A 25,902-nucleotide genomic window follows, 5' to 3' on the forward strand; every position below is an offset into this window, starting at 1 on the left:
GCGCGCTGCACGCGTGCCGCACCGCGTTTTACGCAGGTTTTTACGCCGCTGGTGAACGAACCCCCGTCGAAAGACGCTTTTTTGTGTTGTTTCATCGTTTGCCTATTGGCGGCGCGCAGCAGTTGCCCTACATTTCGCGTTGCCGACTGGGTCGGCAGACCCAACACCACCAACGAATACGGAACGTATACCTCATGGCAAAAACCGCCGCTAAGAAGGCTGCCCCCAAGAAGGCAGTGAAAAAGGTCGCCGCCACCAAGACCGCAAAGCCGGCCAAGGCCGCTACGTCGGCCGCGCCGAAGCCGATCAAGGAAGCCCTGAGCAAGACCGGTCTGGTCGCGCACATCGCCGAATCCACCCAGCTGGCTCCGAAGGACGTCCGCGCCGTGCTGGCTTCGCTGGAAGCCGCTGCGCATTCCTCGTTGAACAAGAAGGGCGTCGGCAGCTTCACCCTGCCGGGCATGCTGAAGATCACCTCGGTCAACGTGCCGGCCAAGCCGAAGCGCAAGGGCATCAACCCCTTCACCAAGGAAGAGCAAATCTTTGCTGCCAAGGCCGCAACCCGCAAGGTCAAGGTTCGCCCTCTGAAGAAGCTGAAGGATGCCGCGCTCTGATCGAGCGCGTATCCGGTGTCATCGAGACGGCCTTCGGGCCGTCTTTTTTTTGCGCGCGCATTGCCGCATGCGCCCCCACATTGCGCTCATGACCGCTTGCCTACCCTACGTGCTGATTTGCGACGCAGCAGGTGCATGTGACCGATCCATTGCCCCACACTTCGACAACGCCGCCATCCACGAAACGCAGCCCCGCACGTCGCGTGCGCCGCCTGCTGGTGTCGATCGCCCTGCTGTGCGCTTTGGGTGTGGCAGCGCGCTGGGCCTGGCAGTCGCCGATGGCCGAGCGCCTGCGCACCAGTTGGGAGCTGTCACGGATGCCGCCGCCTACCCATTTGCACATTCCGGTGGACGGAGTACGTGCCCGCCAGATCGCCGACACCTTCGGTGCCCCACGCGGACGCGACCGCAGCCATGCGGGCGTGGATATCTTCGCGCCGCGCGGCACGCCTGTGGTCGCCGCCACCCGCGGCGTGGTCAGCGCCATTCGCGACGCCGGGCTGGGTGGAAAGCAGGTCTGGGTGCTGGGGCCGGCGTTGGAGCGGCATTACTATGCGCATCTGGACGACTGGGCAGCCGGGCTGGCGGTTGGCGATGTCGTCGAGCCAGGCACCGCGCTGGGCATGGTGGGGACCACCGGCAACGCACGTGGCACGCCGCCGCACCTGCATTACGGTATCTATGGGCGCAACGGTGCGTACGATCCGCTGCCGCTCCTGCGTAGAACCGGGCCGCAAGCTGCCGACTGAGCACGTTGGAACACTGCGTCATGGCCTGCGCTATCGAGCGCGCGGCGGCCTGCGCCTATGGTGGACGCAGCCCAGGAGTGACGCGACCAACCATGTCCCGAAAACGCTATCGCATTACGGTCACGCCCATCGAGAATGACGGGCGCCCGTGCGACGACCGCTGCACCATCGAGTTCGAACAGCGCTCGCGCGCGGACTGGATGCGCCTGCTCGAAGAGTTGCATCGGCGCCGCGATCTGAGCAGCGACGAATGCGCCGCACTCACCGTCGGCTCGCAATTGCTGGAAGACCTGGCCGCCCGCCCACGCGCGCACCCCAGCGATGCGCTGGATGCATTACGGCCCAGGCTGCAGTTGCTGCTCGAGCGCCTGCAGCGCGTACACCCCGGCGCCTGATTACCCCGCAGCGCACATGCCGGCTACACTGCGCTCCCTGGGGACGGGAGAGGCGCCATGCGCTGGATCGTAAGTGCCATAGCGGTAGCCGCGCTCGCAGGCTGCAGCTGTCACCGCAGTGCAGACCAAGACACGGGCGCGACAACCAACGTGCCTACAACACGTGCGCCGGCAGCATCCGCTGCTGCGAGTGCCAACCAGGCATCTGCGCAGCCTGCGGCTGAAGACTCCAGTGCTGCGCAGGCGCGCGCCAGTCTCGCCCAAGCAAGCGCCACCGTGCAGCGTTATCTGGGCGCACTGCCTGGCGCCGCACGCGCCGATGCCGATGCATTGTGGGCCGGTGGCCGGCCATCGCCGGTGCCGGACGATGCGGTACTGCGCGGTATCGGCGATATCCGCTCGATGCGCATCAACAACGACCCACCGGTACCGTTGGATCAGGAACATCCGCCGCGGCGGATCGAGGTGCCGGTGCGCATCACCGTGCGCACCAGCGCTGGCACGCAGCAGCTGGCCGGCGCCTATCGCCTGCAGCCGCGCGTCGGCAGCGACAGCTGGGAAATCTACTCCGCCAGCTTGCATCCGGTGCTGCGCTAACCCGTGGTTCACCGGCGCTGACTAAGGTTGTGTCACCTGTTGCCGGAGTCACCCGATGAAACTGCGTTCGCTTGCCGGATCCGTGCTTGCCCTCGCCTTGGCGCTCCCCGTGACCAGCGCCTGGGCAGCGCCGCAGATCCAGGGACATCAGATCAGCGTGCAGGCCAGCGACCTGCAGCAGTATCTGGGCGGTCGCTTCCCGCAGACACACGACACGCTTGGCGGCCTGATCGCAATGACGGTCAGCAATCCGGCGCTGTCGCTGCCGCCGGGCGACCGGCTCAAGATGGCGTTCGACCTGGCTGTGGCCACCGCTGGCGGCGCGCCGGCCCCGGTGGGCAATGTGACCCTGACCAGCGCGCTGCGTTACGACGTCGCCAAACAGGGCTTCTATCTCGACCAGCCCAGCATCGACGATTTCCGCCCGGCCAATTCCGGCGCAAAGCTCGATCACAGCACCCGGCAGGTCCTCAATACCTGGCTGGCCGATTACGCACGCAAGGAACCCATCTATCGCATCGACCCGTCGATTGCCGCAGTGATGGGCGCCGTGCAGGTGGAGTCGGTAGGCATCCAGAACGGACGCGTGGCGGTCAACTTCAATCAGAACATCGAACAGCTGGTGCCGGCGGCGGCGCTATCGGGTAAGTAAAATTCGTACGCTGGCCGGCAGACGGCGCAGCCGCTTACTCATCCGCACACGACGCGCCCAACGTTCATCGTGCAAAGGCCCGACGCACCAGCGCCGGGCCTTTCGATTGACGCGGGGTGGAACGTAGCGACTAGCGCGCCTTATGCAGCCAGGGCCTTGGCCACCGCCGCGCTGAATGCCGGAATGTCGTCCGGCTTGCGGCTGGTGATCAGCTGCCCATCGACCACCACCTCGGCATCCTGCCAGCGCGCGCCGGCATTGGTCAGATCGGTCTTGACCGACGGCCATGAGGTGACCTTGCGGTCGCGCACCAGATCGCTTTCCAGCAGGAGCCACGGCCCGTGGCAGATCGCCGCGACCGGCTTGTGGGCCGTGGCGAATGCGCGGATGAAGGCAATCGCCTGGGTGTCCGTGCGCAACGTGTCGGGATTGAGCACGCCACCGGGCAGCACCAGCGCGTCGTAGCTGTCGGCGGTTGCCTGTTCAAGATGCTGGTCGACAGCGACCGAGTCGCCCCAGTCGGTGTGATTCCAGGCGCGGATCTTTGCGCCATCGCCGGGTGCGATCACAGCGACCTTGGCACCCCACGATTCCAGCAGGCGCTTGGGTTCTGTCAGTTCGGATTGCTCGAAGCCATCGGTGGCCAGGACAGCGATGGTCTTGCCGGAGAGCGAATAAGACATGTAGGGCTCCTCGATGAAAGAAGCCCGCACCCTAGGCAGCGCGCTGTTGCGTACCGGTGAACCGATGTGTGCGTCGCGTCAGCGCGCAACGCGCTCGCGCAGGCTCAGCGCTTGGGCTGCAGCATCGTGCCGGTGCAGTTCTTCGACCCGCAGCGGCATTCCCAGATCTTCTTCAAGCGCGGCGTATGCCGCTCGGCCAGGGTGATGCCGTAATTGTAGGTGAGCTCTTCGCCAGCCTTGATGGCGCGTTTGGCCTCGATGAAGATCTTGTCCTTGCTGCGGTCGTCGCCTTCTGCCTCCTCGATCACCGCTTCGCAATTGGGGTTGCAGCTGTGGTTGATCCAGCGCGCGACATTGCCTTCGTAGTTGGCATCCAGCACATAGTCGTCGCTGAGCGTAAAAAGGAAAGTGTGGCCGCTTTCCACGTCGCCGGTGTCGTCGGCATCCACTTCGGCATGCGTGCGCAGGCGTCCCTTGTATTGAATGATGCGCTCGCCCTTGCGGAGCGGGGCGAGGGCGAACATGCCATTGCCGTGGATACGTGACTTGCGGGCGGCAACTTTGCGCGACATGTAAGGGTCCAGTGATGGGGCCGCTCATTGTGACCGCAGCGCGCCCATGCGCCAAGCACAAGCGCACCATCGCCCGCAACGGCCTGCGCTTGCCGGCGGCTGAACCGGGCGGTTGGCCCTGCCCGGCGGGAAAGAGTACAATTTCGGTCCGCTTTAAGGTTTCCTGCTCGCTCATGTTGCGCGTCACCAAACTCACCGATTACGCCACCGTCGTGCTGACCGTGCTTGCCGCACGCAGCGGCGAGGTGCTCAGCGCCAGCGAACTGGCCGAACAGGCGGGCCTGGAAGCGCCGACCGTGAGCAAGATCCTCAAACCGTTATCGCAAGCCGGGCTGGTGGAAGGTCTGCGCGGCGTGCACGGCGGTTACCGGCTGGCGCGCGATGCCGGCCAGATCACCCTGGTGGAAATCGTCGAGGCAATGGAAGGCCCGTTGGCGATCACCGAATGCAGCCAGGACCATAGCCAGTGCGGCATCGCGCAGACATGCGGGGTGCGCTCCAACTGGCGCCTGATCAACGACGTGGTCGGCGACGCATTGCGTCGGGTCACGCTTGCGCAGATGTTGCAGCCTCTCTCTCTCCCTGGCGACAGCCGTCGGCGTTCCATCGCCGCACGCGTCGCGACCACCTGACCTGTAGGCAGCCCGATGGCCACCGAACTTGCTCCCCCGCAGAATGCGCAGATCCTCGAACGATTGGGCCGACGCTACGACGCCGGCTTCATCACCGAGATCGAATCCGATTCGCTCCCGCCCGGCCTGGACGAAGACACCATCCGTGCGCTGTCGGCCAAGAAAGACGAGCCGCAATGGATGACCGACTGGCGTCTTGAGGCCTACCGTCATTGGCTGAAAATGCCGATGCCCGAATGGGCCAAGCTCAAGATCGCGCCGATCGATTTCCAGTCGTTGAGCTACTACTCCGCGCCCAAGGGCCCGAAGTATGCCTCGCTGGACGAGGTGCCCAAGGAACTGCTCGACACCTACGACAAGCTCGGCGTGCCGCTGCACGAGCGCGCCCGGCTGGCCGGCGTGGCGGTGGATGCGGTGTTCGACTCGGTCTCGGTCGGCACCACGTTCCGGAAGGAGCTGGCCGAAAAGGGCGTGATCTTCTGCTCGATGTCCGAAGCCATCAAGGAACACCCGGAGATCGTCAAACAGTACCTGGGAAGCGTGGTGCCGGTGGGCGACAACTACTTCGCCGCGCTCAACTCGGCGGTGTTCTCCGACGGCAGCTTCGTGTTCATCCCGAAGGGCGTGCGTTGCCCGATGGAACTGAGCACCTATTTCCGCATCAATGCCGGCCACACCGGCCAGTTCGAGCGCACCCTGATCGTGTGCGAGGACAAGGCCTATGTGTCGTATCTGGAAGGCTGCACCGCGCCGATGCGCGACGAGAACCAGCTGCACGCAGCAGTGGTGGAGCTGGTGACGCTGGAAGACGCCGAGATCAAGTACTCGACCGTGCAGAACTGGTACCCCGGCGACGAAGAAGGACGCGGCGGCATCTACAACTTCGTCACCAAGCGTGCCGAATGCCGTGGCGCGCGCAGCAAGGTCACCTGGACCCAGGTCGAAACCGGCTCGGCGATCACCTGGAAGTATCCGTCCTGCGTGCTGCTAGGCGACGATTCAGTCGGCGAGTTCCATTCGGTGGCGCTGACCCATCACCGTCAGCAGGCCGACACCGGCACCAAGATGATCCATATCGGCAAGCGCACCAAGAGCAAGATCGTCAGCAAGGGCATCAGTGCCGGGCGTGGCCAGAACACCTACCGCGGCCTGGTCAAGGTGGATCGCAATGCGGACGGCGCGCGCAATTACACCCAGTGCGATTCGCTGTTGATCGGCAAGCAGTGCGGCGCGCACACCTTCCCCTATATCGAGGTGAAGAATCCCGGCGCCACCGTCGAGCACGAGGCCACCACCTCCAAGATCAGCGACGACCAGCTGTTCTACTGCCGTGCACGCGGCATCAGCCAGGAAGACGCGGTGTCGTTGATCGTCGACGGCTTCTGCAAGCAGGTGTTCCGCGAGCTGCCGATGGAGTTTGCGGTGGAAGCCAAGAAGCTGCTGGAAGTCTCGCTGGAAGGCAGCGTCGGCTGACGCTGCCTGCTGGGATTCGGCATTGGAGATTGGAGATTCGCAACGTCTCGCTCCCTGCCTCCCTGCCTCCCTGGCTCTTCTGCTGTTACCAATCCCAAATTTCGAATGACCAATCCCATGCTTACGATCAACAACCTCCACGCCAGCATCGCCGGCAAAGACATCCTCAAGGGCCTGTCGCTGGACATCCAGCCGGGCCAGGTGCACGCCATCATGGGGCCCAACGGCGCGGGCAAGTCCACGCTGGGCAATGTGCTGGCCGGGCGCGACGGTTATGAGGTCAGCGCCGGCACCGTACAGTTCGAAGGCAAAAACCTGCTCGACCTGCCGCCGGAAGAACGCGCGGCAGCAGGCCTGTTTCTGGCCTTCCAGTACCCGGTGGAAATTCCCGGCGTCAACAACACCTATTTCCTGCGCGCCGCACTCAATGCACAGCGCAAGGCGCGTGGCGAGGACGAGCTGGATTCGATGCAGTTCCTCAAGCTGGTACGGCAGAAGCTGGCCGTGCTGCACCTGAAGGACGAGCTGCTGCATCGCGGCGTCAACGAAGGCTTCTCCGGCGGCGAGAAGAAGCGCAACGAGATCTTCCAGCTGGCCGTGCTCGAGCCCAAGCTCGCCATCCTGGACGAAACCGATTCGGGCCTGGATATCGATGCGCTCAAGAGCGTGGCCGACGGCGTCAACGCGTTGCGCTCGCCGGAGCGCTCGTTCCTGGTGATCACCCACTATCAGCGTCTGCTCGACTACATCACCCCGGACGTGGTGCATGTGCTGTCCGAAGGACGCATCGTGCAGAGCGGCGGCCCGGAACTGGCGCTGGAGCTGGAAAAACATGGCTATCACTTCCTCAAGGACCGCGTGGTGCCCGAGGTTGCCGCCTGATGAGCGCCCTGCTCGACTCCCTGGCCCGCGGTTTCTGTGGCAACGATGCGCGCCGCGCCGAGCTCGATGCTGCGCTGCAGGCCGGCCTGCCCGGCCCGCGCGCCGAAGCGTGGAAATACACCTCGCTGCGCCAGCTGGAACGGCGTAGTTTTCAGCCGGCCCCGCTGGTGCCGACGTTGATCGATGCTGCGCTGCTGGACGAGATCCCGTCGCCGCGGCTGGTATTCGTCAACGGCCGCCCATCCGACGCCTTGAGCGACCTGTCGACGCTCCCGGATGGCGTGCAGCTGGACACCTTGTCCGCGTCGCTGGCTGCAGGCGATGACGCCCAGCAATTACTCGGCCGCCGTTTCGAAGGCAGCGACGAAATCTTTGCGCGCCTCAATGCAGCACTTGCCGACGAAGGCGTGCTGGTGCGCGTGCAGGAAGGCGCGCAGATCGAGGCGCCGCTGCATCTGGTCTTCATCGGTGTGGCCGGCGAGCACGACCTGTCCTGGCACCACCGCCACCTGATCGAACTGCGCGCCGGTGCGACGCTGAACGTGGTCGAGCACCACCTGCATGTCGGCGATGCCGCGCATCTGCACAACAGCCTGATGCATGTCCATCTGGCCCAGGATGCGGCGCTGTCGCATGCGCGCGTGCAGGCCGACAGTGCGCACGCAACGTCGCTGTTGCGCACCGATGCGGTGCTGGCGCGCAACGCGCGCTACCAGCGCGTGGATCTGGAACTGGGTGCCAACCTGTCGCGCCACGAGCTCAACGTGCGCCTGGAGGGCAACAATGCCCAGCTCACCGCCAATGGTGTGCTGCTCGGCAACGGCCGCCGCCATATCGACACACGCCTGGGCATCGCGCACATCGCACGCGACACCAGCTGCGAGCTGGTCTGGCGCGGCGTGGGCGCCGATCGCAGCCGGGTGGTCTTCCACGGCGGCATCAACATCCGTCCCGGCGCAGACGGCACCGACGCGCGACTGTCGAACAAGAATCTGCTGCTGTCGGCCAATGCCGAGATCGACACCCAGCCGGTGCTGGTGATCGATGCCGAAGAAGTGCAGGCCGCGCATGGCGCCACCGTCGGCCAGCTCGACGACAACGCCTTGTTCTATCTGCGCTCGCGCGGCCTGCCGCAGGCAGAAGCGCAGCGCCTGTTGAGCGCCGCGTTCTGCCACGAGCCGCTGCGCATGCTGCCCAGCGCACTGGGAGCGGTGCTGGCGCTGCAGCTGGACCGCGCACTGATCTCGGCAGGCGTGGCATGAACGCGCCCGCCGTCACGCAACTGGCCGCGCCGGACTGGGAGCGCGTGCGCTCGGATTTCCCGCTGCTGATGCGGCAGGTGCATGGCAAGCCGCTGATCTATTTCGACAACGCCAACACCGGGCAGAAGCCGCTGCAGGTGATTGCCGCGACCGATGAGTTCTATCGGCGCCAGAACGCCAACGTGAGCCGCGCAGTGCATGCGCTGGGCACCGAGGCCACCGATGCCTTCGAAGGCGCGCGCAGCAAGCTGGCGCGCTTTCTCAATGTGCGCGCCGACGAGCTGGTGCTGTGCAGCGGCACCACCTTTGCGATCAATCTGGTGGCCTATTCCTGGGCGTTGCCGCGCCTGGGCGCCGGCGATGTGATCCTGATCTCACGCATGGAGCACCACGCCAACATCGTGCCGTGGCAGCTGGTGGCCCAGCGTACCGGTGCCAGCATCCGCGTGGCCGAAATCACGCCGGACGGTGCGCTGGATCTGGACGCCTTGCGCCAGGCGATGACGCCGGAGGTCAAGCTGCTGGCGATCACGCATGTGTCCAATGTGCTGGGCACGGTCAATCCGGTGCGCGAGATCTGCCGCGAGGCACGCAAGCGCGGCATCGTCACCGTGGTGGATGGTTCGCAGGCGGCGCCGCATCGTCGTATCGACGTGGCCGGCATCGGCTGCGATTTCTACGCCATCACCGGCCACAAGATGTGCGGCCCCACCGGCACCGGCGCGCTATGGGCACGCCGCGAACATCTGCAGGCCATGCCGCCGTTCCTGGGCGGCGGCGAGATGATCAAGGAAGTCAGTTTCGAGGGCACGGTGTTCAACGATGCCCCGCACAAGTTCGAAGCAGGCACGCCCAACATCGCCGGCTTCATCGGCCTGGGCGCGGCGGTGGATTATCTTGACTCGCTCGGCCTCGATCACGTGGAAGCGCGCGAAGCCGAGCTGCTGGCGCACTTCACCGAAGAGCTGCAGCGGATCGATGGCCTGCGCATCTTCGGCACCACGCCCGACAAGGCCGCAGTGGTGTCGTTCCTGATCGAGGGCGCGCATTCGCACGACCTTGCCACCCTGCTCGACCTGGAAGGCGTGGCAGTGCGCTCCGGCCAGCACTGTGCGCATCCGCTGCTGCAGTACTACGGCGTGGCCGCCACCTGTCGCGCATCGCTGGCCTTTTACAACACGCACGACGAGATCGAGCGCTTTGTTGCCGCGTTGGTGAAGGTGCGTCGCCTGCTGGGTTGAAGGCGGGGATTGGGGATTCGGCATTGGGGATTCGCAAGACCCCTTCGCTACCCTGCAGCGCGTGCGCCAGACCTCCGTGCGTTGGCGCACGTACCCATGACAAGACTCAGAGCAACGCCCCAGTCCCAACATCCCACACCGCGCAAGAAACAGCGTTCTTGCGCTTTTACGAATCCCCAATCCCGACTCCCGCTAAACTGCTCCCATGCAGACCACCACCTTCCGCACCGCTACCGTCGATGACATCGACGCCCTCGTCCAGCTGGTGACCTCGGCCTATCGCGGCGACAGTAGCCGCGTGGGCTGGACCACCGAGGCGGACATTCTCGATGGTGCCCGCATTGATCCGGCCGTGCTGCGTCAGGACATCCTGCGCGAGCGCAGCCTGGTGTTGCTGGTGGAACAGGACGGGCGCCTGCTGGCGTGCGCCCATATCGCCGACGACGATGGTGCGGGGTACTTCGGCATGTTCGCGGTGGACCCGTCGCTGCAGGGCAGCGGCCTGGGCAAGACGCTGCTGGCCGAGGCCGAGCGCATCGCCGCCGCCGAATGGCAGCTGCCGGTGATGCGCATGACCGTGATCGATGTGCGCAACGAACTCATCGCCTTCTACGAACGACGCGGTTACCGCCGCACCGGCATCGTCAAACCGTTCCCGTATGGCGATGAGCGCTTCGGCGTGCCGCTGCGGCAGGATCTGCGGTTCGAAGTGCTGGAAAAGTCGCTGGCCGACGCCGCGCCATGAGCCAGACCTGGACCTTCGTCTGCGCAAGCGACGCGCTGCTGCCCGGCGAACTGCAGACCGTCTGGGATGAGGTCACCGACGCGCCGATCGTGGTGTTCAACCTCGACGGCCAGCTGTACGCGCTGGAAGACCGCTGTAGCCACGAAGACTACGAGTTGTCGCCCGGCAGCTTCGACCCGGTCGCCGGCACCATCGAATGCCAGTTGCACAGCGCGCGCTTCGATGTGCGCGATGGCCGGCCCTTGTGCGCGCCCGCCTACACCGCCGTGCCCAAGTTCCCGGTCAGGCGCGAGCACGACGGCATCTGGACCCGCGACGACCGCTGAGACGGCGGTTTCGGCTCGCGACCGGGCAGGCTGGGGGCCGCCATCTGCTTCAGCGCCTGCGCGTGCGTTCGGTAAGGATTGCAAAGAAGAATGATTTGCATTTAAGATCGCAGCCCTTCAGGTCTTCTTAACATCTGACCTGCCCTGCGATCCCATGCGCCCTGCACTGTCCGACATCTTCGATCTGCGTCCTGTTCGCCTGCGCTTTCCAGCGCGGCGCGCCGGCGTGCACGGTGGACGCCAGCCGGACGCGACGGGCTAGCGACGCACGCACACCCTTCCGCATCCGCCGAGCCGCCGCCAGGCCGGAGCATCGCTTTCCTTTTCGAGACGTCTCATGACTCCCAGGATTTCCCCGCTCACCTCGGCCGTGCTGTTGACCCTGTCCGCTCCCGCGTTCGCCCAGCCCGGCGATGCGCCAGCGCCTCCGGGCGCGGTGGATCTGGATGCCATCCGGGTACAGCAGGAACGTGCGCAAAAACCGTCCTCGCCCAAGTACACCGAAGCGCTGCGCGACACGCCGCAGACCATCACGGTCGTCACCAAGCAGACCATGGACCAGCAGAACCTGCTGTCGCTGCGCGATGTGCTGAGCACGCTGCCCGGTATCACCTTCGGCGCGGGCGAAGGCGGCGGCGGGTATGGCGACAGCATCAACCTGCGCGGCTTCACCGCCAGCAGCGACATCACCACCGATGGCGTGCGCGACAGCGCGCAGTACAGCCGTAGCGACACCTTCAACCTCGAGGCCGTGGAGCTGATCAACGGCGCCAACTCGGCCATGTCCGGCGCCGGTTCGGTCGGTGGCAACATCAATCTGGTGACCAAGACTGCCGGCCAGGGCGATTTCACCAACGTCGTGGTCGGTGGCGGCAGCGACCGCTATGGCCGGCTGACCGCCGACAGCAATTACGATTTCGACAACGGCACGGCCGTGCGCCTGAACGCGATGGGCCACACCCAGGACGTGCCGGGACGCGATGAGGAATTCCGTCATCGCTGGGGCTTTGCGCCGTCGGTGGCGTTCGGCCTGGGCTCGGATACCCGCTTCACCCTGAGCTACCTGCACCAGCACGACAACAACCTGCCGCAGTACGGCGTGCCGTTCGCGCTCAGCCCGTTCAACGACGGCCCGCTGCCCGGCGTGGACCCGGAGACCTTCTTCGGGTATCGCAATACCTCGCGTCAGGAAATCGACGTGGACATGCTGACCGGCGTGCTGGAAATGGATTTCGACGACAACGTCAAACTGCGCAGCCTGGCGCGCGTGCAGCGCGTCGACCAGACCACCAATGCCACTGCACCGCAGGGCACCTGGTGCCTGCCCAACGGCACCGACCCGTACACCGGCCGCGCCTGCGTCGGCCAGCCAGCGGCCAGCTGGAACCCCAACAGCGGCCCGCGCGGCCTGGTGCGCGAGACGGAAAACTTCATCGCGCACAGCCAGACCGACCTGACCGCCACCTTGCACACCGGCGCCATCGAGCACCGCGTGGTCGCTGGCGTGGCCTTCAGCAAGGAAGACTTCGAACTCGATAGCGGCACCACCTTCCGCAATGCCGATGGCTCCACCACCGGCATCACCTACCCGGTGCAGTCCTTCGACAATCCGTACAACATCTGGACCGGGCCGCAAAATTACTTCCGCACCGGGCACAGCAAGGGCAGCCTGACCAATCAGGCGGTCTACCTGTTCGACACGCTGCAGTTCAACGAGCAATGGATGCTCAACCTGGGCGGCCGCTACGAACACAACGAAGGCGACAGCACCACCTACACCGTCAATGCCGCCGGCAACGTCACCGGTGTAAGCGCGGGCTTCCCGGCCGGCAGCGAAGAGGACCTGTTCTCGTATCGCGCCGGTCTGGTGTTCAAGCCGGTCGAGAACGCCAGCCTGTATCTGTCCTACGCCAACAGCAAGACGCCGTCCAAGGCCTCGGTCAACGGCTCGTGCACGCCGATCGCCACCGCCACCGCCGGTGCCAACTGCAACGTCGCGCCGGAAACGGCGGTCAACATCGAGCTGGGCGGCAAGTGGGACGTGCTGAACCAGCGCCTGGCGCTGACCGCTGCGCTGTTCCGCAACGAGCGCGAAAACTACAAGGTCAACAGCGGCGATCCGCTGATCCCCGAGCAGGTGCTGGACGGCAAGGCGCGTGTGGACGGCATCGCGCTCGGCGCGGCCGGTTACCTGACCGAGCGCTGGTCGATCTTCGCCAACTACACCTTCCTCGACAGCGAAGTGCTGCAGAGCGTGTCCAACCGCACCGAGAGCCTCACCGGCGACCCGGTGGCCGGACGCGAGCTGGTGCAGACCCCGCGCAATGCCGGCAACATCTGGACCACCTATACGCTCAACCAGTGGACCTTCGGCTACGGCGTCACCTACCAGGGCGGTTTCTATCCGAACAATTCCTCGGCGGCCGCGTACATCAAGACCGACGATTACTGGGTGCACCGCGCGATGGTCGGCCTGCGTGTCAACGACTGGCTCAGCCTGCAGTTGAACGTCAACAACCTGTTCGACGAGGAGTACTACACCAGCGTGCGCAACAACCTCACTGTCAACGCGGCCGGCACCGTGACCGCCGGCAGTGGCTGGGCGCTTCCGGGCGAAGGTCGCTCGGCGGTGTTGAGCGCCACCTTCAGTTTCTGACCCACTGCCCCACTGACACGCCGTCCGCATGCTGCGGGCGGCGTGGAGACCACCGCATGTTGCTGCCCATTCCCGATGTCCTCACTCCCGCACAACTTGGCGCGTTGCGGGAACGGCTGGACGCGGCCGACTGGGCGGACGGCCGCATCACTGCCGGCCATCAATCCGCGCAGGCCAAGGACAACGCGCAGCTGCCCGAAGACAGCGCGGTCGCACGCGAAGCCAGCGCACTGGTACTGGACGCACTTTCGCGCAGCAGTACGTTCTTTTCCGCGGTGCTGCCGCGTCGGATCTATCCGCCGTTGTTCAATCGTTACAGCGGCGGGCAGTCGTTCGGGTACCACGTCGACAACGCGGTGCGTTACGACCGCAGCCGCGGTGGTGCCGAGCCGGTACGCACCGATGTCTCGGGCACGCTGTTTCTCAGCGACCCGGACAGTTACGACGGCGGCGAGCTGGTGATCGAAGATACCTTCGGCACGCAGTCGGTGAAGCTGCCGGCCGGGCACCTGGTGATCTATCCCGGAACCAGCCTGCATAAGGTCATGCCGGTAACGCGCGGCACCCGCGTCGCCGCGTTCTTCTGGACCCAGAGCATGTTGCGCGACGATGCGCAGCGCCGCCTGTTGTTCGAACTGGACGTGTCGATCCGTCGTTTGACCCAGGACACGCCCGGGCATCCATCGCTGATCCAGCTCACCGGCGTGTATCACAACCTGCTGCGGCAGTGGGCCGATGTCTGAGCCTGTGATCGACCCGGCCCTGTTGATGGCGCTGTTGCAGACACAGCCCGATCAAGCGATCGCGCTGCTGCGCAAGGCAGCCGCCGGGCACGAATTGAATGCACAACTGCTGCTCGCGCAGCTGTACGCGGAAGGTCGCGGCGTTCCCGCCGATCCGGCCATGGCGATGCTGTGGTACGAAGTGGCCGCCAATGCCGGGCATCCGGAAGCGATGAATCAACTGGGGCGTTGCCACGAACTGGGCTTCGGCACGGCGTGCAACATCGTGTTGGCCGCGCTGTGGTATCGCCGCGCCGCCGAGCATGGGCTGGATTGGGGCATGTACAACCTCGCGCATCTGTACGGCTCCGGGCGTGGCGTGGCGCAGGACCACGCGCAGGCATTGGCGTTGTATCGCACCGCGGCCGAGCGTGGTCACGCCAAATCGATGAATTTCGTGGCGCGCTATCTCGACCAGGGGCTGGCCTGCGATGCCGATCCACTCGCAGCGCGCAACTGGTATCGCCGTGCTGCCGAAACAGGCGATTTTCGCGGCCAGGCCAGTTACGCCACCTTGCTGGCAGACGATGGCGACATCGATCAGGCCGAGCACTGGATGCGGTCTGCGATCGCAGGCGGACATGCCGGCTTCCTGCAACAACTCACGCCGCTGCTGACGGGTGCAACGCAGCCACGTCTGCGTGCATTGCTGAGCGACGTGGCGAGGCGACAATCGCTACTGCAGGCATCCGTCGCAGCAACCGCGGCCTGAGCACGCCATGTCGACGTCGAACCAGACCCTTGCCACCACCCAGCAACGCCGCGGTTTCTGGCTGCGCCTGCTGCATCAATGGCACTGGATCAGCTCGGCGCTGTGCCTGATCGGCATGCTGCTGTTTACGGTCACCGGGCTCACCCTCAATCACGCCGCGCGTATCGAGGCCAGCCCGTCCACCGAACACCGCACGCTCACCCTGCCGCCAGCGCTGCTGAAGGCCTTGGGCACGCGCCAGGACGGCGATGCACCGCTGCCGCCGCGCGTGGCGCAATGGCTGGGACGCGAGCTGGAGATCAGCATCGGCACGCGCAACGGCGAATGGTCGCCCGACGAGGTCTATCTCGCGCTGCCCCGCCCCGGTGGCGATGCCTGGTTGAGCCTGGACCGCAGCAGCGGCGCGATCGAATACGAGCGCACTTCGCGCGGCGCCATCGCCTATCTCAACGACCTGCACAAGGGCCGCAACGCCGGACCGGCCTGGGGCTGGTTCATCGACGTGTTCGCCATCGCCTGCCTGGTGTTCTGCATCACCGGCCTGTTCCTGCTGCACCTGCATGCGCGTCAGCGCAGCATGACCTGGCCGCTGGTCGGCCTGGGCCTGCTGATTCCGCTGCTGATTGCCTTGCTGTTGATCCACTGACCTTTTACCGGAGACGATCATGCGCGCCACCCTGACTATCGCTCTGAGCGGCCTGCTCGCCATGCCGGCGTATGCGGCCACGCTCGACATCAACGTCGAGATCCCCAAGCTCACTGTCGCCGAATACCACCGCCCGTACGTGGCGATCTGGCTGGAAGGCGCAGACCAGAAGGTCGCCGCCAATCTGGCGGTCTGGTACCAATCCAAGGACACCGCCGAAGGCCACGGAACCAAGTGGCTGCCGGATCTGCGCCAGTGGTGGCGCAAGAGCGGCCGCACGCTGGAGGTACCGGTCGACGGCGTGACCGGCCCCACCCGGCCTGCCGGCGCGCACGCGTTGTCGTTCACCGATACCAAGGGCGTGCTGAAGTCGCTGCCGGCCGGCCAGTACACGCTGGTGGTGGAAGCCGCGCGCGAAGTCGGCGGCCGCGAACTGGTCAAGGTGCCTTTCAGCTGGCCGGCGAAGTCTGCGCAGACCGCCAAGGCCAGCGGCAGCAGCGAACTCGGTGCCGTCAGCCTGGTCGCCAAACCCTGAGCGTCACCTGCTGGTGGCGGCCGCACGCAGCGTACGCGGCCGACCACGGCGCAACGGCGCAGTGCATCGCGTTGCCAGATACATATCGCTTTCCACGCATCCACGCAGCGCCACACCTGCGCGCTGATCAGACACGTGACCCACCGTCCTCATCGTCCTTCAAGGAGTTGTCATGAAACGTTCGCTCGTCCTGATCGCCATGCTCGCCGCACTACCGGTCAGCGCACTCGCCCACAAGGCCTGGTTGCTGCCGTCGCAGACCGTCATCGCCGGCGAGGCGCCGTGGATCACCGTCGATGCGGCAGTGTCCAACGACCTGTTCTACTTCAACCACGTGCCGCTGCGCCTGGACAACCTGAGCATCACCGCGCCCGACGGCAGCGCGCTCAAGCCGGAAAATCCGGCCACCGGCAAGTACCGCAGCGTGTTCGACCTGCAGCTCACCCAGCCCGGCACCTACAAGCTCGCCATCATCAATGCCGGGCTGTTCGCCAGCTGGAAGGAAGACGGCAAGCCCAAGCGCTGGCGCGGCAACGAGGCCAGCTTTGCCACCGAAGTGCCGAAGAACGCGCAGGAATTGCAGGTCTCGCAATCGCTCAATCGCGTGGAAACCTTCGTGACCCGTGGCGCGCCGACCACCACAGCGCTCAAGCCCAGCGGCAAGGGCATCGAGCTGATTCCGGTGACCCACCCCAACGATCTGGTCGCAGGTGAAGCGGCGCAGTTCACCCTGCAGCTGGACGGCAAGCCGGCAGCCGGGCTGGAGATCGAGATCGTGCGCGGCGGCACGCGCTATCGCGATGCGCAGAACGAGATCAAGCTCAAGACCGACGCCAAGGGCGGCTTCAGCGTGACGTGGCCGGAACCGGGCATGTACTGGCTGGAAACCACCAGCGAAGACAGCAAGACCTCGCTGCCGCAGGCAAAGCAACGCCGTCTTGGCTATGTCGCCACACTGGAAGTGTTGCCGCAGTAATCGCCGCACGCACGCCACTGCGTTGACCGGATGGTCAGTGTAGTGGCGCTGTGGTGGCGACACATGCCATTGGCGGGTGCACAGCGCGGAGCATCAGCCTGCGCATCCCTGCTGCCTCAAGGACAGACCGCGTGATGCAAACGGCACGTTCGCGCGTCACCATGGCTGCTTCAGGCAGCGCCTGCTCGAACGGTCCACACATGCATCCAGTTTCTTCCGCAGACGACGCCGTTGCCTCCCTGGGCGGGCGCAGCATGGGCACGACCTGGAGCGTCAAGCTGGTAGCGCCGCGTGCGCGCGACCTGCATCCCCTGCATGCGCGTATCCAGGCGGCGCTCGACCGTGTGGTCGCGCAAATGAGCACCTGGGAAGCGGACTCGGATATCAGCCGCTACAACCGTGCCGCAGCAGGTGACTGGCAGACCTTGCCCGACGACTTCTTCAGCGTGCTGCGCACCGCGCTGCAGATTGCCCAGGCCAGCGACGGCGCGTTCGATCCTACGGTCGGGCCAATGGTCGAGCTGTGGGGCTTTGGCGCCTCTGGCGGCCGGCGACGCGTACCCTCGCCCGAGCAGATCGCGCAGGCGCGCCTGCGCTGTGGTTGGCGACGCCTGCAACTGGATGGCAGGCGGTTGCTGCAACCCGGCGCTGTCGCACTGGATCTGTCCGGCATCGCCAAAGGCTTCGGAGTGGACTGCGTACACCATGCATTGCGACAGGCCGACATCGAGGACGCCTTGATCGACGTGGGCGGCGAACTGTTCGGCTATGGACGCAAACCCGATGGCAGCGCATGGCGTGTACTGGTCGAATCCGCGCCCGATGAGGACGCCGGCGCTGCCTTGCCGACACGTGTGCTTGCCTTGGACGGGCTGGCAGTCGCCACATCCGGCGATCGTTGGCACCGCTTCGATGCCGACGGCATGCGCTACGCGCACACCTTCGACCCACGGACCGGAGCGCCGATTCCGCACGCGCCTGCCGCCGTCACCGTCCTGGCACGCGACGCCATGCAGGCCGATGCCTGGGCCACCGCGATGACCGTGCTCGGCACCGACGCCGGGCTCGCCCATGCCGCCAGGACCGACCTGGCAGTGCGCTTCCTGACGCGCCACGATGGCAGCTTGCACGAAGCGATGAGCCCCGCATTCGAGCGGAATCTGGCGGCGTCATGAGTGTCGCGAGCCCACGCGTGTGGATGGGTAACGGGATGGCGCTGCTCCTATTGGCCGCGCTTGTCGGATGGCTTGCCCGCCTGCATGACGGTGCGTGGTGGGCCGCGCCCACACCGCATCGTTGGCAATGGGCCGCTGTCGGGATGGCCGCGTATGCCGTGCTGTGCGCTGCGGTCTTCCTGCGCCGCCGGGCTCGCGCCGACACCTCGCACGGCGACAGCAGCGGCGTGTTGATCGTGTGGGCAAGCCAGACCGGGTTCGCACGCGAACTGGCCGAACGCAGCGCCGCTGCCTTGCAATCGGCAGGCATCGGCGTCCATGCATTGCCGCTGCAAGCAGTGGGTGCAGAGCAGCTCGCGCGCGTGCCACGTTTGCTGTGCATCGTCAGCACCACGGGCGAAGGCGACGCCCCGGATCACGCGCAGGCTGCGGTGCGTCACTGGTTCGCCGACAACGGGCAGGATCTGGCCGCCATGCAATACGCGGTGCTGGCGCTTGGCGATCGCCGTTATACCCAGTTCTGCGCATTCGGCAGGCAGGTCGACGACCGCCTGCAGGCGCGCGGCGGCACCCGCCTGTTCGAGCGCATCGAGGTCGACAATGCCGACCCGCGCGCATTGCAGCAGTGGCAACAGCGCCTGTCGGCATTGGCGCCTGCCCTTGCGACGCAGCCCGACTGGAGCGTGCCGACTTATGCCGCCTGGCAGCTGCGCGAACGCGTCCACGTCAATCCAGGCAGCGCAGGCGCACCGATCCATCGACTGCGTCTCACGCCGATCGATGGCACACTGCCGCCATGGGTTGCCGGCGACATCGCCGAGATCGCACCGGAAAACGCTCCGGAAAGTGTCGAGGCATGGTTGCAGCGCCATCGACGCGACGGCGCAGACATCGTCGACGGTCGTACGCTGCGCGCCTGGCTTGGCCGCTCGCACCTGCCGACCGATGCACAGATGGCGGCCACGACGTCATCGGATGCAACCGCCTTGGTGCATCGCCTGCTCGCGCTGCCGCATCGCGAATACTCGCTGGCATCGATCAGTGAGGAAGGCTACGCCGAACTGCTGATCCGCGAACACCGGCATGCCGACGGGCATCTTGGGATCGGCAGTGGCTGGCTGTGCGTGCATGCTCCCGTCGGCGCGACGATCGCCTTGCGCCTGCGCAGCAATCCGGGGTTCCATCCGCCAGCACCCGAGCACCCCATGCTGCTGATCGGCAATGGCACCGGCATCGCCGGCTTGCGCGCCCATCTACGCGCACGCATCGCGGTCGGGGCGAGCGACAACTGGCTGATCTTCGGCGAACGCAATGCCGCGCACGATGCGCTGTATGCCGAAGAACTGCAGCAGTGGCAACACGCTGGCTGGATCGCGCGTCTGGACCTTGTGTATTCGCGCGACCACACCCCAGCGGTGCGTTACGTACAACATGCATTGGCCGCTGCCAGCGATAGCCTGCGCCAGTGGCTCGACCGCGGTGGCTGCATCTATCTCTGCGGCAGCCTGCGCGGCATGGCAGCCGACGTGGACAGCACCCTCGATATCCTGCTGGGCATCGACGTCAGGCAAGAACTGCTACGCAGCGGCCGCTACCGTCGCGACGTGTATTGAACGGCAACCATGCAGGCTGAGCATCGCAACTTGGCACCGTGGAGCGCTACGATCGGTGGCAATCGGTGCGCGGCAGCGACGGCATCCGACACCGCCCGCGATGCTTCCCTCAACGTTGCAGCTCATGCAATCGGCCACTTTCAAGGTCTCTGAATCCGACATGCAGCAATACTCGTTCGCCGGTAACCATGCTCCGCACTGTCACGCTGCTGCATGCATGCATGCAAGATCGCTGACGCCTGGAGGCAGGCAATGCGGAAGAGGCGCGTCAAATCCGACGTGCTAGCCACTGGGCCCAAATCGGATGTACTTGGACTCGCACCCCCAGCCGTTCGATGCATGTACGAACATGCTTGGCTGCCCGGACCAGCTAATCAGAGGTTCCGGCACGCGGACTGACGCGGATCGCCAGCAGCTCGCCGCCGCCCTCGAGCACGTAACGGGTGCGCGTCGATGCACTCAGCCATGCGGTATCGCCGGCAGCCAGCGGCGGCAGTTCACTGTCGCGCCCAAAGCTGGCCTGGCCCGCCAGCAGGTGGATGGCCCAGGCGCTGCCCGGATCCGCGAAGAACAGCATCGTGCCGACCAAGGGGCGATGCAGGAGCTCGGTATGCAGCAGATCGCGGCGCCACATCAGATTGAAATCCTGCGTCGGCCCATCGAGCAAGCGCGCATCGACGGCCTCCTCGCCAGCGAATCGGACGCGCTGGTAAGGCGGCAGCAACTCGACCACGCGCGCGGCGCCGGCAGTGCCTGCGTCGACACCATCGCCATCGGTTGTGCCGGTGATCAGGCCATCCTCATGAGCAGCGCCATCACCCGGATCGAGCACGCCAGCACCAAACTGCAGCCGCATCCCGTTTCCGTGCAGCAGCACCAGTTCGCGATCGATCCCCGGGAATGCAGAAAACGCAGCATCGCGTTCAATCTCGGCAATGGACAGCCGCAATACCCAGGCCTCGGGTTCCCCGAGCCGCAGGATCTCGCGTGTCCAACCCAATTGATTGCGCCACCGCTCGCGGCGGTACTCGGTGGCCGGGATCACCCGGCTGCTCAGGTCTGTCAGCTGCATCGGCGCATTGTGCCCGAAGCCCGGCACTCAAGCCCTGCCAAGGCCACGTGGCAGAGCGACACACCCTGAAACGAAAAACGCCCGGCTGCACATCCAAGTGCAACACCGGGCGATTCCACGTCCTTGTCGGCTTCCAGCCATCCCCCGGACATCCTGTCCAGTTAGGTTGCGGCCACGCATCCTCGCGTCGAACCGTATCTCGGATCCCTTCCCCTTAACGCCGTCCCACCGGTTTCACCGCCGCCCCCTTGGCAGCCTTCTTGGCGGGAGCCATCGTGGCTCCTACTTCGATCAGGTCTCGATTCCGTTCGACCGTCTTGAGTCCGATGCCCTTGACCAGTGCCAGTTCCTCGGCACTTTTGAAGGGACCGTTTGCCTGACGGTGCTCGACGATTGCCTCGGCTTTTGATCGCCCGACATTCGTCAGCACCTTGTCCAATTCCTCAGCAGACGCGGTGTTGATATCGACCTTGTCGAGCGCGTACGCATTCGAGGACAACAACAACGCCAGTAGCAGGGACTTCAGGACTACGGTAAATGACTTCATTGCAACGCTCCTTGTGGCTTGGGTGATGGTCCTAGCCAGCATTCCTGCCGGCGGAGCCAGTGTCCCGCGCCACATGCAGCAATCCTATCGCCAACGAACTTTTCACACAGCCGGTGAACTGCGCGCCGCCTTGTAGGGAAATCCCTACCCCTGGCCTCGGGCGTAGAATGTGTCATTACGTCACGCATTCGGAGCCTTCATGGACAGCGCCAAGATCGACCAATTCATCAGCGATACCTGGGACCGCGAGATCGTCCCGCAGCTGGTCGATTACATCCGTATCCCCAACAAATCGCCGATGTTCGACGCCGATTGGGTGGCCCACGGCTATATGGAGCAGGCCGTGACGCTGATGGAAACCTGGGCGCGTGCGCAGGCCATCGATGGCATGCAGGTAGAGGTGGTGCGCCTGGACGGCCGTACGCCGCTGATCTTCATCGAGATCCCTGCCACGGGTCCGGAGTCCGGCGACGACACCGTGTTGCTGTATGGCCATCTGGACAAGCAGCCGGAGATGACGGGTTGGGACGCCGACCTGGGCCCCTGGGAGCCGGTGCTGCGCGACGACAAGTTGTATGGCCGCGGCGGCGCCGACGACGGTTACGCGATCTTCGGTTCTCTGGCTGCGATTCTGGCGCTGCGCACCCAGGGTCTGCCGCACGCGCGTTGCGTGGTGCTGATCGAAGCCTGCGAGGAATCCGGTAGCTACGATCTGCCCGCGTATGTGGATCATCTGGCCGAGCGCATCGGCAAGCCGTCGCTGGTGGTGTGCCTGGACTCGGGCTGCGGCAATTACGAGCAGCTGTGGTGCACCACCTCGCTGCGCGGGCTGACCGGTGGCAACCTCAGCGTGAAGGTGCTGGAGGAAGGCGTGCATTCGGGCGATGCCTCTGGCGTGGTGCCGTCCAGCTTCCGGCTGCTGCGGCAATTGCTTTCTCGCATCGAAGACGAGGCCACGGGCCGCATTCTGCTGGAGGGGCTGCACGTGGAGGTGCCGGAGGAGCGACTGACCCAGGCCAAGGCCGCGGCAACAACGCTGGATACCGCCATCTTCGACAAGTTCCCGATGGTCGATGGCCTGGTGCCGATGCATGAGGACCTCACCGAGCTGGTCTTGAACCGGACCTGGCGCCCGGCGCTGTCGATCACCGGTGTGGACGGCATGCCGCCGCTGGCTTCGGCCGGCAATGTGTTGCGTCCGCAAACGGCGGTGAAGCTGTCGCTGCGGCTGCCGCCCACCGCCGACGGAAAGGCCTGCGGCGAGCTGCTCAAGCAGGCCTTGCTGCGCGACCCTCCGAATGGCGCGCAGGTCACGCTGGAATTGGAAAAGGCCTCGTCCGGCTGGAATGCCCCGGCCATGGCGCCTTGGCTGGAAAAGGCCATCGACGATGCAAGCCAGGCGTTCTTCGACAAGCCGGCGATGTACATGGGCGAAGGCGGCTCGATTCCGTTCATGGGCATGCTGGGCGAGAAGTTCCCGGGCGCGCAGTTCATGATTACCGGCGTGCTGGGGCCGCATTCCAATGCGCATGGCCCGAACGAGTTCCTGCACATCCCGATGGGCAAGCGCGTCACTGCCTGCGTGTCGAAGGTGATCGCCGAGCATCACGCGGCCTGCCTGCGCGGCGAAACCAGCGGCTCGCCGGTGGCGGCCGACAGCGGTACCCGTCATGGTGGACATGGTTGCTGTTGAGGCCGTGAGACCGCTGCGGGCCGAGGGCGTGCGCTGACGTCAGGCCTGGTATTGCAATCGCATCGAACCAGGCAGCAGCGGCGAGGGGGCAGCGGCCCCTTCCCCAGCTCCCGGCCCGCCAGGACCGGAGCTGGGGGATCGAGCATCCGGTTGAATGCCGATACCTGCACCGGCACTGTGGGGCGGCGCTGCTGCGGCATTGCGAAAGCCCTTGCTGAAGGCATCCCATCAGCGTCGCCGGCACTGCGCTTGCGGCGCAGGTCGCCGCCATCCGAAATGCTAGTCTGCCGATCCCTCTCGCCTTCGGTGCTGCGATGAACACCTTGTTTGGTAGCGACAGCTGGCTCTACATTCTGCTGGTGGGATTTGTGGTAGGCCTACTGGCGCGTTTCATCACGCCGGGCACGCAGCGCCTGGGTTGCCTGCTGACCATCGTGCTGGGCATCGCTGGAGCGGTGGTGGCGAGCTGGTTTGGCCGCTACATGGGCTGGTATCACGCCGGCGAGCCTGCCGGCTTCCTCGGCGCATTGCTCGGCGCCATCGCCATCCTTGCACTGCTGCGCTTGTTCAGCGGCAGCAAACGCTGACCGCCGCAAGACGCGCTTTGCCCTCTACTCCCTGATGCAACCACGACACATGACGGTATCGCCTTCTGACCCTGCGCGCGACGCGCTGCGCCTGCAATGGGCGCGACGCGCGCTGGATGATCCATCTGCCACCTTGCAACGCGCGTCGGTCGACGCCGGCTTTCGCAGTTACTGGCGTACGCAGGGGCGCGGCACCGATCGCATCCTGATGGATGCGCCACCGGAGCTTGAAAACGTGGCCCCATGGTTGCGCATGCACGCCCTGTTGGGCGAGCACGGAGTCCGCGTGCCGCACGTGCTGGCACAGGACCTGCAGATCGGCTTGCTGCTATTGGAAGACCTGGGCGTACCGACGCTGGCGCAGGTGCTGACCGACGCCAATGCCGACGCCCTGCTGGATGGCGCAATCGCGCAATTGCTGTTGCTGCAACGGATCCCGCCGCCCGCCGACAGCGGCGTGTTCGGTGAGGCGTTGTTGCAGCGCGATGCCGGCCTGTTCGAAGAATGGTTCCTGGGCCGCCATCTTGGCGTGCAGCTGGACTGCAGGCAGGGCGAGCAGTTGCAACTGGTGCAACGGCGTTTGATGGACAACGCACTGGCGCAGCCCCGCGTGTTCACCCATCGCGACTTCATGCCGCGCAATCTGATGCCGGTGCCCGATGGCCCGGCAGTCCTGGACTTCCAGGATTGCGTGATCGGGCCGATCGCCTACGACCCGATCAGCCTGTTCAAGGACACCTCGGTCAGTTGGCCGATCGCACGCGTCGACGGTTGGCTGGCGCGCTATCACGCACGTGCGCAGGCGGCCGGCTTGCCGGTGCCGCCGCTGCAGCAATTTCTGCGCGACGCGGACTGGATGGGCGTGCAGCGACACCTGAAAAACCTGGGTATTTTTTCGCGCCTGAGCCATCGCGACGGCAAGCATTGGTATCTGGACAACGTGCCGCGCTTCATCGCATATCTGGACGAAGTACTGCCGCGCTACGCCGAGCTGGCTCCGCTGATCGCGCTGCTGGACGAAGTAGTCAAACCCGCACTGGCAGCACGGGCAGCGAAGGCAGACGCATGAAGGCGCTGATTTTTGCAGCAGGCTTTGGCGAGCGCATGCGCCCGCTGACCGAACACATGCCAAAGCCCTTGCTGTCGGTCGGCGGCACGCCATTGATCGTCTGGCATCTGCGCAAGCTGGCGGCGTTGGGCGTGGACGAGGTGGTGATCAACACTTCATGGCTGGCCGAGCAGTTTCCGCAAACGCTGGGAGACGGCAGCGCATTCGGTCTGCGTCTGACGTATTCCTTCGAGGGCGCCACTCCGCTGGAAACCGGCGGTGGCATGCTGCATGCGTTGCCGTTGCTGGGCGACGCCCCATTCCTGTTGGTCAATGGCGATATCTGGACCGATTTCGACTTTGCCCGCCTGTCGCATGCACCCGAAGGACTGGCGCAGTTGGTGCTGGTCGATCGCCCCGCGTATGCGGAGCGCGCAGACTTTGCGCTGGACGCCGATGGCAAGGTACATGCAGATTTGCCCGCAACGCTTACCTATTCCGGCATCGGCATGTATCGACCGGCGCTGCTGCACGACTGGCAATCGGTGATTGGCCACTTGCCAGAGCAGACCGGCGCGGCGCCGCGGTTTGCATTGGCGCCGATCCTGCGCGCGCAAATGGCGGCAGGGCTGATCGATGGCATCCACCATGCCGGGCGCTGGACCGATGTCGGCACGCCGCAGCGATTGGCGGAGCTGGATGCGCAATTGCTGCGCGACGGCGGCTGATCGCAACCAAGCGCCGCAACCAGCCAGCCAGCCGCGCATCGTGCATTGCTTGCACCACGCACACCGACCATCTCGATCGCCCTTGCAGCCAAGCCGCAGATCAGCCGCTCCGCAACCGATCTATCTGCATTGCAGGCGCCCGCGAGACACAACGCAGACCATGCGCACCAACCAACGTGACTGGTGCTTGCCCGCTCACCGTCGCGGGACCCTGAGCGGCATGGATGCCGCGCCGGAGCCTACATGTACGTACTTGCGGCGTGTCCCGCGATGGTGGGCGGGCAAGGGCCCTGCAACCAGCCCGCAGAT

Annotated in this window: 28 protein-coding genes; 24 read left to right on the forward strand and 4 right to left on the reverse strand. The window is 65.4% G+C overall.

From position 1 onward, the window contains the following. The first annotated feature begins 194 nt into the window (after positions 1-194). The 5 genes from FHY18_RS04495 (at position 195) to FHY18_RS04515 (ending at position 3,007) form a co-directional block, all read left to right on the forward strand. Positions 195-614, forward strand: a complete 420-nt coding sequence (locus FHY18_RS04495) for an HU family DNA-binding protein (protein WP_039404742.1) — start codon at positions 195-197, stop codon at positions 612-614. 131 nt (positions 615-745) lie between these two features. Beyond that, a complete protein-coding gene (locus FHY18_RS04500; protein WP_259151822.1) occupies positions 746-1,363 on the forward strand; it encodes a M23 family metallopeptidase in 618 nt (205 codons plus the stop codon). A gap of 92 nt (positions 1,364-1,455) precedes the next feature. Continuing rightward, the gene (locus tag FHY18_RS04505) at positions 1,456-1,758 is read left to right on the forward strand and encodes a DUF3861 domain-containing protein (protein WP_259151823.1); all 303 of its coding nucleotides are present in this window, start codon (positions 1,456-1,458) and stop codon (positions 1,756-1,758) included. 276 nt (positions 1,759-2,034) lie between these two features. Then, positions 2,035-2,355, forward strand: coding sequence for a hypothetical protein (locus FHY18_RS04510; protein WP_259151824.1), 321 nt, complete (start codon positions 2,035-2,037; stop codon positions 2,353-2,355). A gap of 55 nt (positions 2,356-2,410) precedes the next feature. After that, on the forward strand, positions 2,411-3,007 hold the full coding sequence (locus tag FHY18_RS04515; RefSeq protein WP_259151825.1) for a DUF1439 domain-containing protein: 597 nt from the start codon (positions 2,411-2,413) through the stop codon (positions 3,005-3,007). 140 nt (positions 3,008-3,147) lie between these two features. On the opposite strand, the gene FHY18_RS04520 is transcribed toward FHY18_RS04515, so the two are convergent. After that, a complete protein-coding gene (locus FHY18_RS04520) occupies positions 3,148-3,690 on the reverse strand; it encodes a type 1 glutamine amidotransferase domain-containing protein (RefSeq protein ID WP_259151827.1) in 543 nt (180 codons plus the stop codon). Between the two features lie 104 nt (positions 3,691-3,794). Further along, positions 3,795-4,262, reverse strand: a complete 468-nt coding sequence (locus FHY18_RS04525; protein ID WP_046962733.1) for an SET domain-containing protein-lysine N-methyltransferase — start codon at positions 4,260-4,262, stop codon at positions 3,795-3,797. A gap of 173 nt (positions 4,263-4,435) precedes the next feature. Between FHY18_RS04525 and FHY18_RS04530 the strand changes: the two genes are divergently transcribed. The 15 genes from FHY18_RS04530 to FHY18_RS04600 all read left to right on the forward strand — a co-directional run bounded on the left by FHY18_RS04530 (position 4,436) and on the right by FHY18_RS04600 (position 19,918). Next, the gene (locus tag FHY18_RS04530; protein WP_005990420.1) at positions 4,436-4,894 is read left to right on the forward strand and encodes an SUF system Fe-S cluster assembly regulator; all 459 of its coding nucleotides are present in this window, start codon (positions 4,436-4,438) and stop codon (positions 4,892-4,894) included. A 15-nt stretch (positions 4,895-4,909) separates the two neighbouring features. Continuing rightward, positions 4,910-6,367, forward strand: coding sequence for a Fe-S cluster assembly protein SufB (gene sufB / locus FHY18_RS04535; protein ID WP_259151829.1), 1,458 nt, complete (start codon positions 4,910-4,912; stop codon positions 6,365-6,367). Positions 6,368-6,484: 117 nt separating this feature from the next. Further along, the gene (gene sufC / locus FHY18_RS04540; protein WP_259151830.1) at positions 6,485-7,249 is read left to right on the forward strand and encodes a Fe-S cluster assembly ATPase SufC; all 765 of its coding nucleotides are present in this window, start codon (positions 6,485-6,487) and stop codon (positions 7,247-7,249) included. Beyond that, entirely contained in the window at positions 7,249-8,511 is a 1,263-nt protein-coding gene (gene sufD, locus FHY18_RS04545) for a Fe-S cluster assembly protein SufD (protein ID WP_259151831.1), read from the forward strand. The genes sufC and sufD overlap by 1 nt, the downstream gene beginning before the upstream one ends. After that, entirely contained in the window at positions 8,508-9,752 is a 1,245-nt protein-coding gene (locus FHY18_RS04550) for a cysteine desulfurase (RefSeq protein WP_259151832.1), read from the forward strand. The genes sufD and FHY18_RS04550 overlap by 4 nt, the downstream gene beginning before the upstream one ends. A gap of 205 nt (positions 9,753-9,957) precedes the next feature. Next, entirely contained in the window at positions 9,958-10,497 is a 540-nt protein-coding gene (locus tag FHY18_RS04555) for a GNAT family N-acetyltransferase (RefSeq protein ID WP_259151833.1), read from the forward strand. Next, the gene (locus FHY18_RS04560) at positions 10,494-10,823 is read left to right on the forward strand and encodes a non-heme iron oxygenase ferredoxin subunit (protein WP_259151834.1); all 330 of its coding nucleotides are present in this window, start codon (positions 10,494-10,496) and stop codon (positions 10,821-10,823) included. The genes FHY18_RS04555 and FHY18_RS04560 overlap by 4 nt, the downstream gene beginning before the upstream one ends. Before the next feature lie 337 nt (positions 10,824-11,160). After that, positions 11,161-13,479 (forward strand): TonB-dependent siderophore receptor, encoded by a 2,319-nt coding sequence (locus tag FHY18_RS04565; protein WP_259151835.1) that lies wholly within the window; start codon positions 11,161-11,163, stop codon positions 13,477-13,479. 56 nt (positions 13,480-13,535) lie between these two features. Then, entirely contained in the window at positions 13,536-14,222 is a 687-nt protein-coding gene (locus FHY18_RS04570; protein WP_259151838.1) for a Fe2+-dependent dioxygenase, read from the forward strand. Continuing rightward, positions 14,215-14,973 (forward strand): tetratricopeptide repeat protein, encoded by a 759-nt coding sequence (locus tag FHY18_RS04575; protein ID WP_259151840.1) that lies wholly within the window; start codon positions 14,215-14,217, stop codon positions 14,971-14,973. The genes FHY18_RS04570 and FHY18_RS04575 overlap by 8 nt, the downstream gene beginning before the upstream one ends. Before the next feature lie 7 nt (positions 14,974-14,980). Next, the gene (locus FHY18_RS04580) at positions 14,981-15,619 is read left to right on the forward strand and encodes a PepSY-associated TM helix domain-containing protein (RefSeq protein WP_259151841.1); all 639 of its coding nucleotides are present in this window, start codon (positions 14,981-14,983) and stop codon (positions 15,617-15,619) included. Between the two features lie 19 nt (positions 15,620-15,638). Next, positions 15,639-16,154 carry a DUF2271 domain-containing protein gene (locus tag FHY18_RS04585; protein ID WP_259151842.1) on the forward strand — a complete coding sequence of 172 codons (516 nt, stop codon included), beginning with the start codon at positions 15,639-15,641 and terminating at the stop codon, positions 16,152-16,154. A 172-nt stretch (positions 16,155-16,326) separates the two neighbouring features. Next, positions 16,327-17,130, forward strand: a complete 804-nt coding sequence (locus FHY18_RS04590; RefSeq protein ID WP_259151843.1) for a DUF4198 domain-containing protein — start codon at positions 16,327-16,329, stop codon at positions 17,128-17,130. A 200-nt stretch (positions 17,131-17,330) separates the two neighbouring features. Further along, positions 17,331-18,305: an FAD:protein FMN transferase gene (locus tag FHY18_RS04595; protein ID WP_259151844.1), complete on the forward strand. Its 975-nt coding sequence runs from the start codon at positions 17,331-17,333 to the stop codon at positions 18,303-18,305. Continuing rightward, positions 18,302-19,918: a sulfite reductase flavoprotein subunit alpha gene (locus tag FHY18_RS04600; protein WP_259151845.1), complete on the forward strand. Its 1,617-nt coding sequence runs from the start codon at positions 18,302-18,304 to the stop codon at positions 19,916-19,918. Before FHY18_RS04595 ends, FHY18_RS04600 begins: the two co-directional genes overlap by 4 nt. 370 nt (positions 19,919-20,288) lie before the next feature. Here the strand turns inward: FHY18_RS04600 and FHY18_RS04605 are convergent, their stop codons facing one another. After that, positions 20,289-20,990: a HutD family protein gene (locus FHY18_RS04605; RefSeq protein ID WP_259151847.1), complete on the reverse strand. Its 702-nt coding sequence runs from the start codon at positions 20,988-20,990 to the stop codon at positions 20,289-20,291. Between the two features lie 214 nt (positions 20,991-21,204). Continuing rightward, positions 21,205-21,579 (reverse strand): helix-hairpin-helix domain-containing protein, encoded by a 375-nt coding sequence (locus FHY18_RS04610; RefSeq protein WP_006452365.1) that lies wholly within the window; start codon positions 21,577-21,579, stop codon positions 21,205-21,207. 157 nt (positions 21,580-21,736) lie between these two features. Between FHY18_RS04610 and FHY18_RS04615 the strand changes: the two genes are divergently transcribed. The 4 genes from FHY18_RS04615 to murU all read left to right on the forward strand — a co-directional run bounded on the left by FHY18_RS04615 (position 21,737) and on the right by murU (position 25,593). Next, positions 21,737-23,230: a M20 family metallopeptidase gene (locus FHY18_RS04615; RefSeq protein ID WP_259151848.1), complete on the forward strand. Its 1,494-nt coding sequence runs from the start codon at positions 21,737-21,739 to the stop codon at positions 23,228-23,230. 314 nt (positions 23,231-23,544) lie between these two features. Beyond that, on the forward strand, positions 23,545-23,817 hold the full coding sequence (locus tag FHY18_RS04620; protein WP_005993264.1) for a GlsB/YeaQ/YmgE family stress response membrane protein: 273 nt from the start codon (positions 23,545-23,547) through the stop codon (positions 23,815-23,817). Positions 23,818-23,866: 49 nt separating this feature from the next. Further along, on the forward strand, positions 23,867-24,886 hold the full coding sequence (locus FHY18_RS04625) for a phosphotransferase (RefSeq protein WP_259151851.1): 1,020 nt from the start codon (positions 23,867-23,869) through the stop codon (positions 24,884-24,886). Then, the gene (murU, locus tag FHY18_RS04630) at positions 24,883-25,593 is read left to right on the forward strand and encodes an N-acetylmuramate alpha-1-phosphate uridylyltransferase MurU (protein ID WP_259151852.1); all 711 of its coding nucleotides are present in this window, start codon (positions 24,883-24,885) and stop codon (positions 25,591-25,593) included. The genes FHY18_RS04625 and murU overlap by 4 nt, the downstream gene beginning before the upstream one ends. Positions 25,594-25,902 lie beyond the last annotated feature (309 nt).

It is taken from the genome of Xanthomonas sp. 3793, from assembly GCF_024806835.1.
In the GTDB taxonomy this organism is placed as follows: Bacteria; Pseudomonadota; Gammaproteobacteria; order Xanthomonadales; family Xanthomonadaceae; genus Xanthomonas; species Xanthomonas arboricola_F.

Bases quoted from the DNA above. Each gene is read 5' to 3' on its own strand.
- FHY18_RS04495 (WP_039404742.1), top strand. From the start codon at position 195: ATGGCAAAAACCGCCGCTAAGAAGGCTGCCCCCAAGAAGGCAGTGAAA.
- FHY18_RS04505 (WP_259151823.1), top strand. From the start codon at position 1,456: ATGTCCCGAAAACGCTATCGCATTACGGTCACGCCCATCGAGAATGAC.
- FHY18_RS04515 (WP_259151825.1), top strand. From the start codon at position 2,411: ATGAAACTGCGTTCGCTTGCCGGATCCGTGCTTGCCCTCGCCTTGGCG.
- FHY18_RS04520 (WP_259151827.1), bottom strand. From the start codon at position 3,690: ATGTCTTATTCGCTCTCCGGCAAGACCATCGCTGTCCTGGCCACCGAT.
- FHY18_RS04525 (WP_046962733.1), bottom strand. From the start codon at position 4,262: ATGTCGCGCAAAGTTGCCGCCCGCAAGTCACGTATCCACGGCAATGGC.
- FHY18_RS04530 (WP_005990420.1), top strand. From the start codon at position 4,436: ATGTTGCGCGTCACCAAACTCACCGATTACGCCACCGTCGTGCTGACC.
- sufB (WP_259151829.1), top strand. From the start codon at position 4,910: ATGGCCACCGAACTTGCTCCCCCGCAGAATGCGCAGATCCTCGAACGA.
- sufC (WP_259151830.1), top strand. From the start codon at position 6,485: ATGCTTACGATCAACAACCTCCACGCCAGCATCGCCGGCAAAGACATC.
- sufD (WP_259151831.1), top strand. From the start codon at position 7,249: ATGAGCGCCCTGCTCGACTCCCTGGCCCGCGGTTTCTGTGGCAACGAT.
- FHY18_RS04550 (WP_259151832.1), top strand. From the start codon at position 8,508: ATGAACGCGCCCGCCGTCACGCAACTGGCCGCGCCGGACTGGGAGCGC.
- FHY18_RS04555 (WP_259151833.1), top strand. From the start codon at position 9,958: ATGCAGACCACCACCTTCCGCACCGCTACCGTCGATGACATCGACGCC.
- FHY18_RS04560 (WP_259151834.1), top strand. From the start codon at position 10,494: ATGAGCCAGACCTGGACCTTCGTCTGCGCAAGCGACGCGCTGCTGCCC.
- FHY18_RS04565 (WP_259151835.1), top strand. From the start codon at position 11,161: ATGACTCCCAGGATTTCCCCGCTCACCTCGGCCGTGCTGTTGACCCTG.
- FHY18_RS04570 (WP_259151838.1), top strand. From the start codon at position 13,536: ATGTTGCTGCCCATTCCCGATGTCCTCACTCCCGCACAACTTGGCGCG.
- FHY18_RS04575 (WP_259151840.1), top strand. From the start codon at position 14,215: ATGTCTGAGCCTGTGATCGACCCGGCCCTGTTGATGGCGCTGTTGCAG.
- FHY18_RS04580 (WP_259151841.1), top strand. From the start codon at position 14,981: ATGTCGACGTCGAACCAGACCCTTGCCACCACCCAGCAACGCCGCGGT.
- FHY18_RS04585 (WP_259151842.1), top strand. From the start codon at position 15,639: ATGCGCGCCACCCTGACTATCGCTCTGAGCGGCCTGCTCGCCATGCCG.
- FHY18_RS04590 (WP_259151843.1), top strand. From the start codon at position 16,327: ATGAAACGTTCGCTCGTCCTGATCGCCATGCTCGCCGCACTACCGGTC.
- FHY18_RS04595 (WP_259151844.1), top strand. From the start codon at position 17,331: ATGCATCCAGTTTCTTCCGCAGACGACGCCGTTGCCTCCCTGGGCGGG.
- FHY18_RS04600 (WP_259151845.1), top strand. From the start codon at position 18,302: ATGAGTGTCGCGAGCCCACGCGTGTGGATGGGTAACGGGATGGCGCTG.
- FHY18_RS04605 (WP_259151847.1), bottom strand. From the start codon at position 20,990: ATGCAGCTGACAGACCTGAGCAGCCGGGTGATCCCGGCCACCGAGTAC.
- FHY18_RS04610 (WP_006452365.1), bottom strand. From the start codon at position 21,579: ATGCTGGCTAGGACCATCACCCAAGCCACAAGGAGCGTTGCAATGAAG.
- FHY18_RS04615 (WP_259151848.1), top strand. From the start codon at position 21,737: ATGGACAGCGCCAAGATCGACCAATTCATCAGCGATACCTGGGACCGC.
- FHY18_RS04620 (WP_005993264.1), top strand. From the start codon at position 23,545: ATGAACACCTTGTTTGGTAGCGACAGCTGGCTCTACATTCTGCTGGTG.
- FHY18_RS04625 (WP_259151851.1), top strand. From the start codon at position 23,867: ATGACGGTATCGCCTTCTGACCCTGCGCGCGACGCGCTGCGCCTGCAA.
- murU (WP_259151852.1), top strand. From the start codon at position 24,883: ATGAAGGCGCTGATTTTTGCAGCAGGCTTTGGCGAGCGCATGCGCCCG.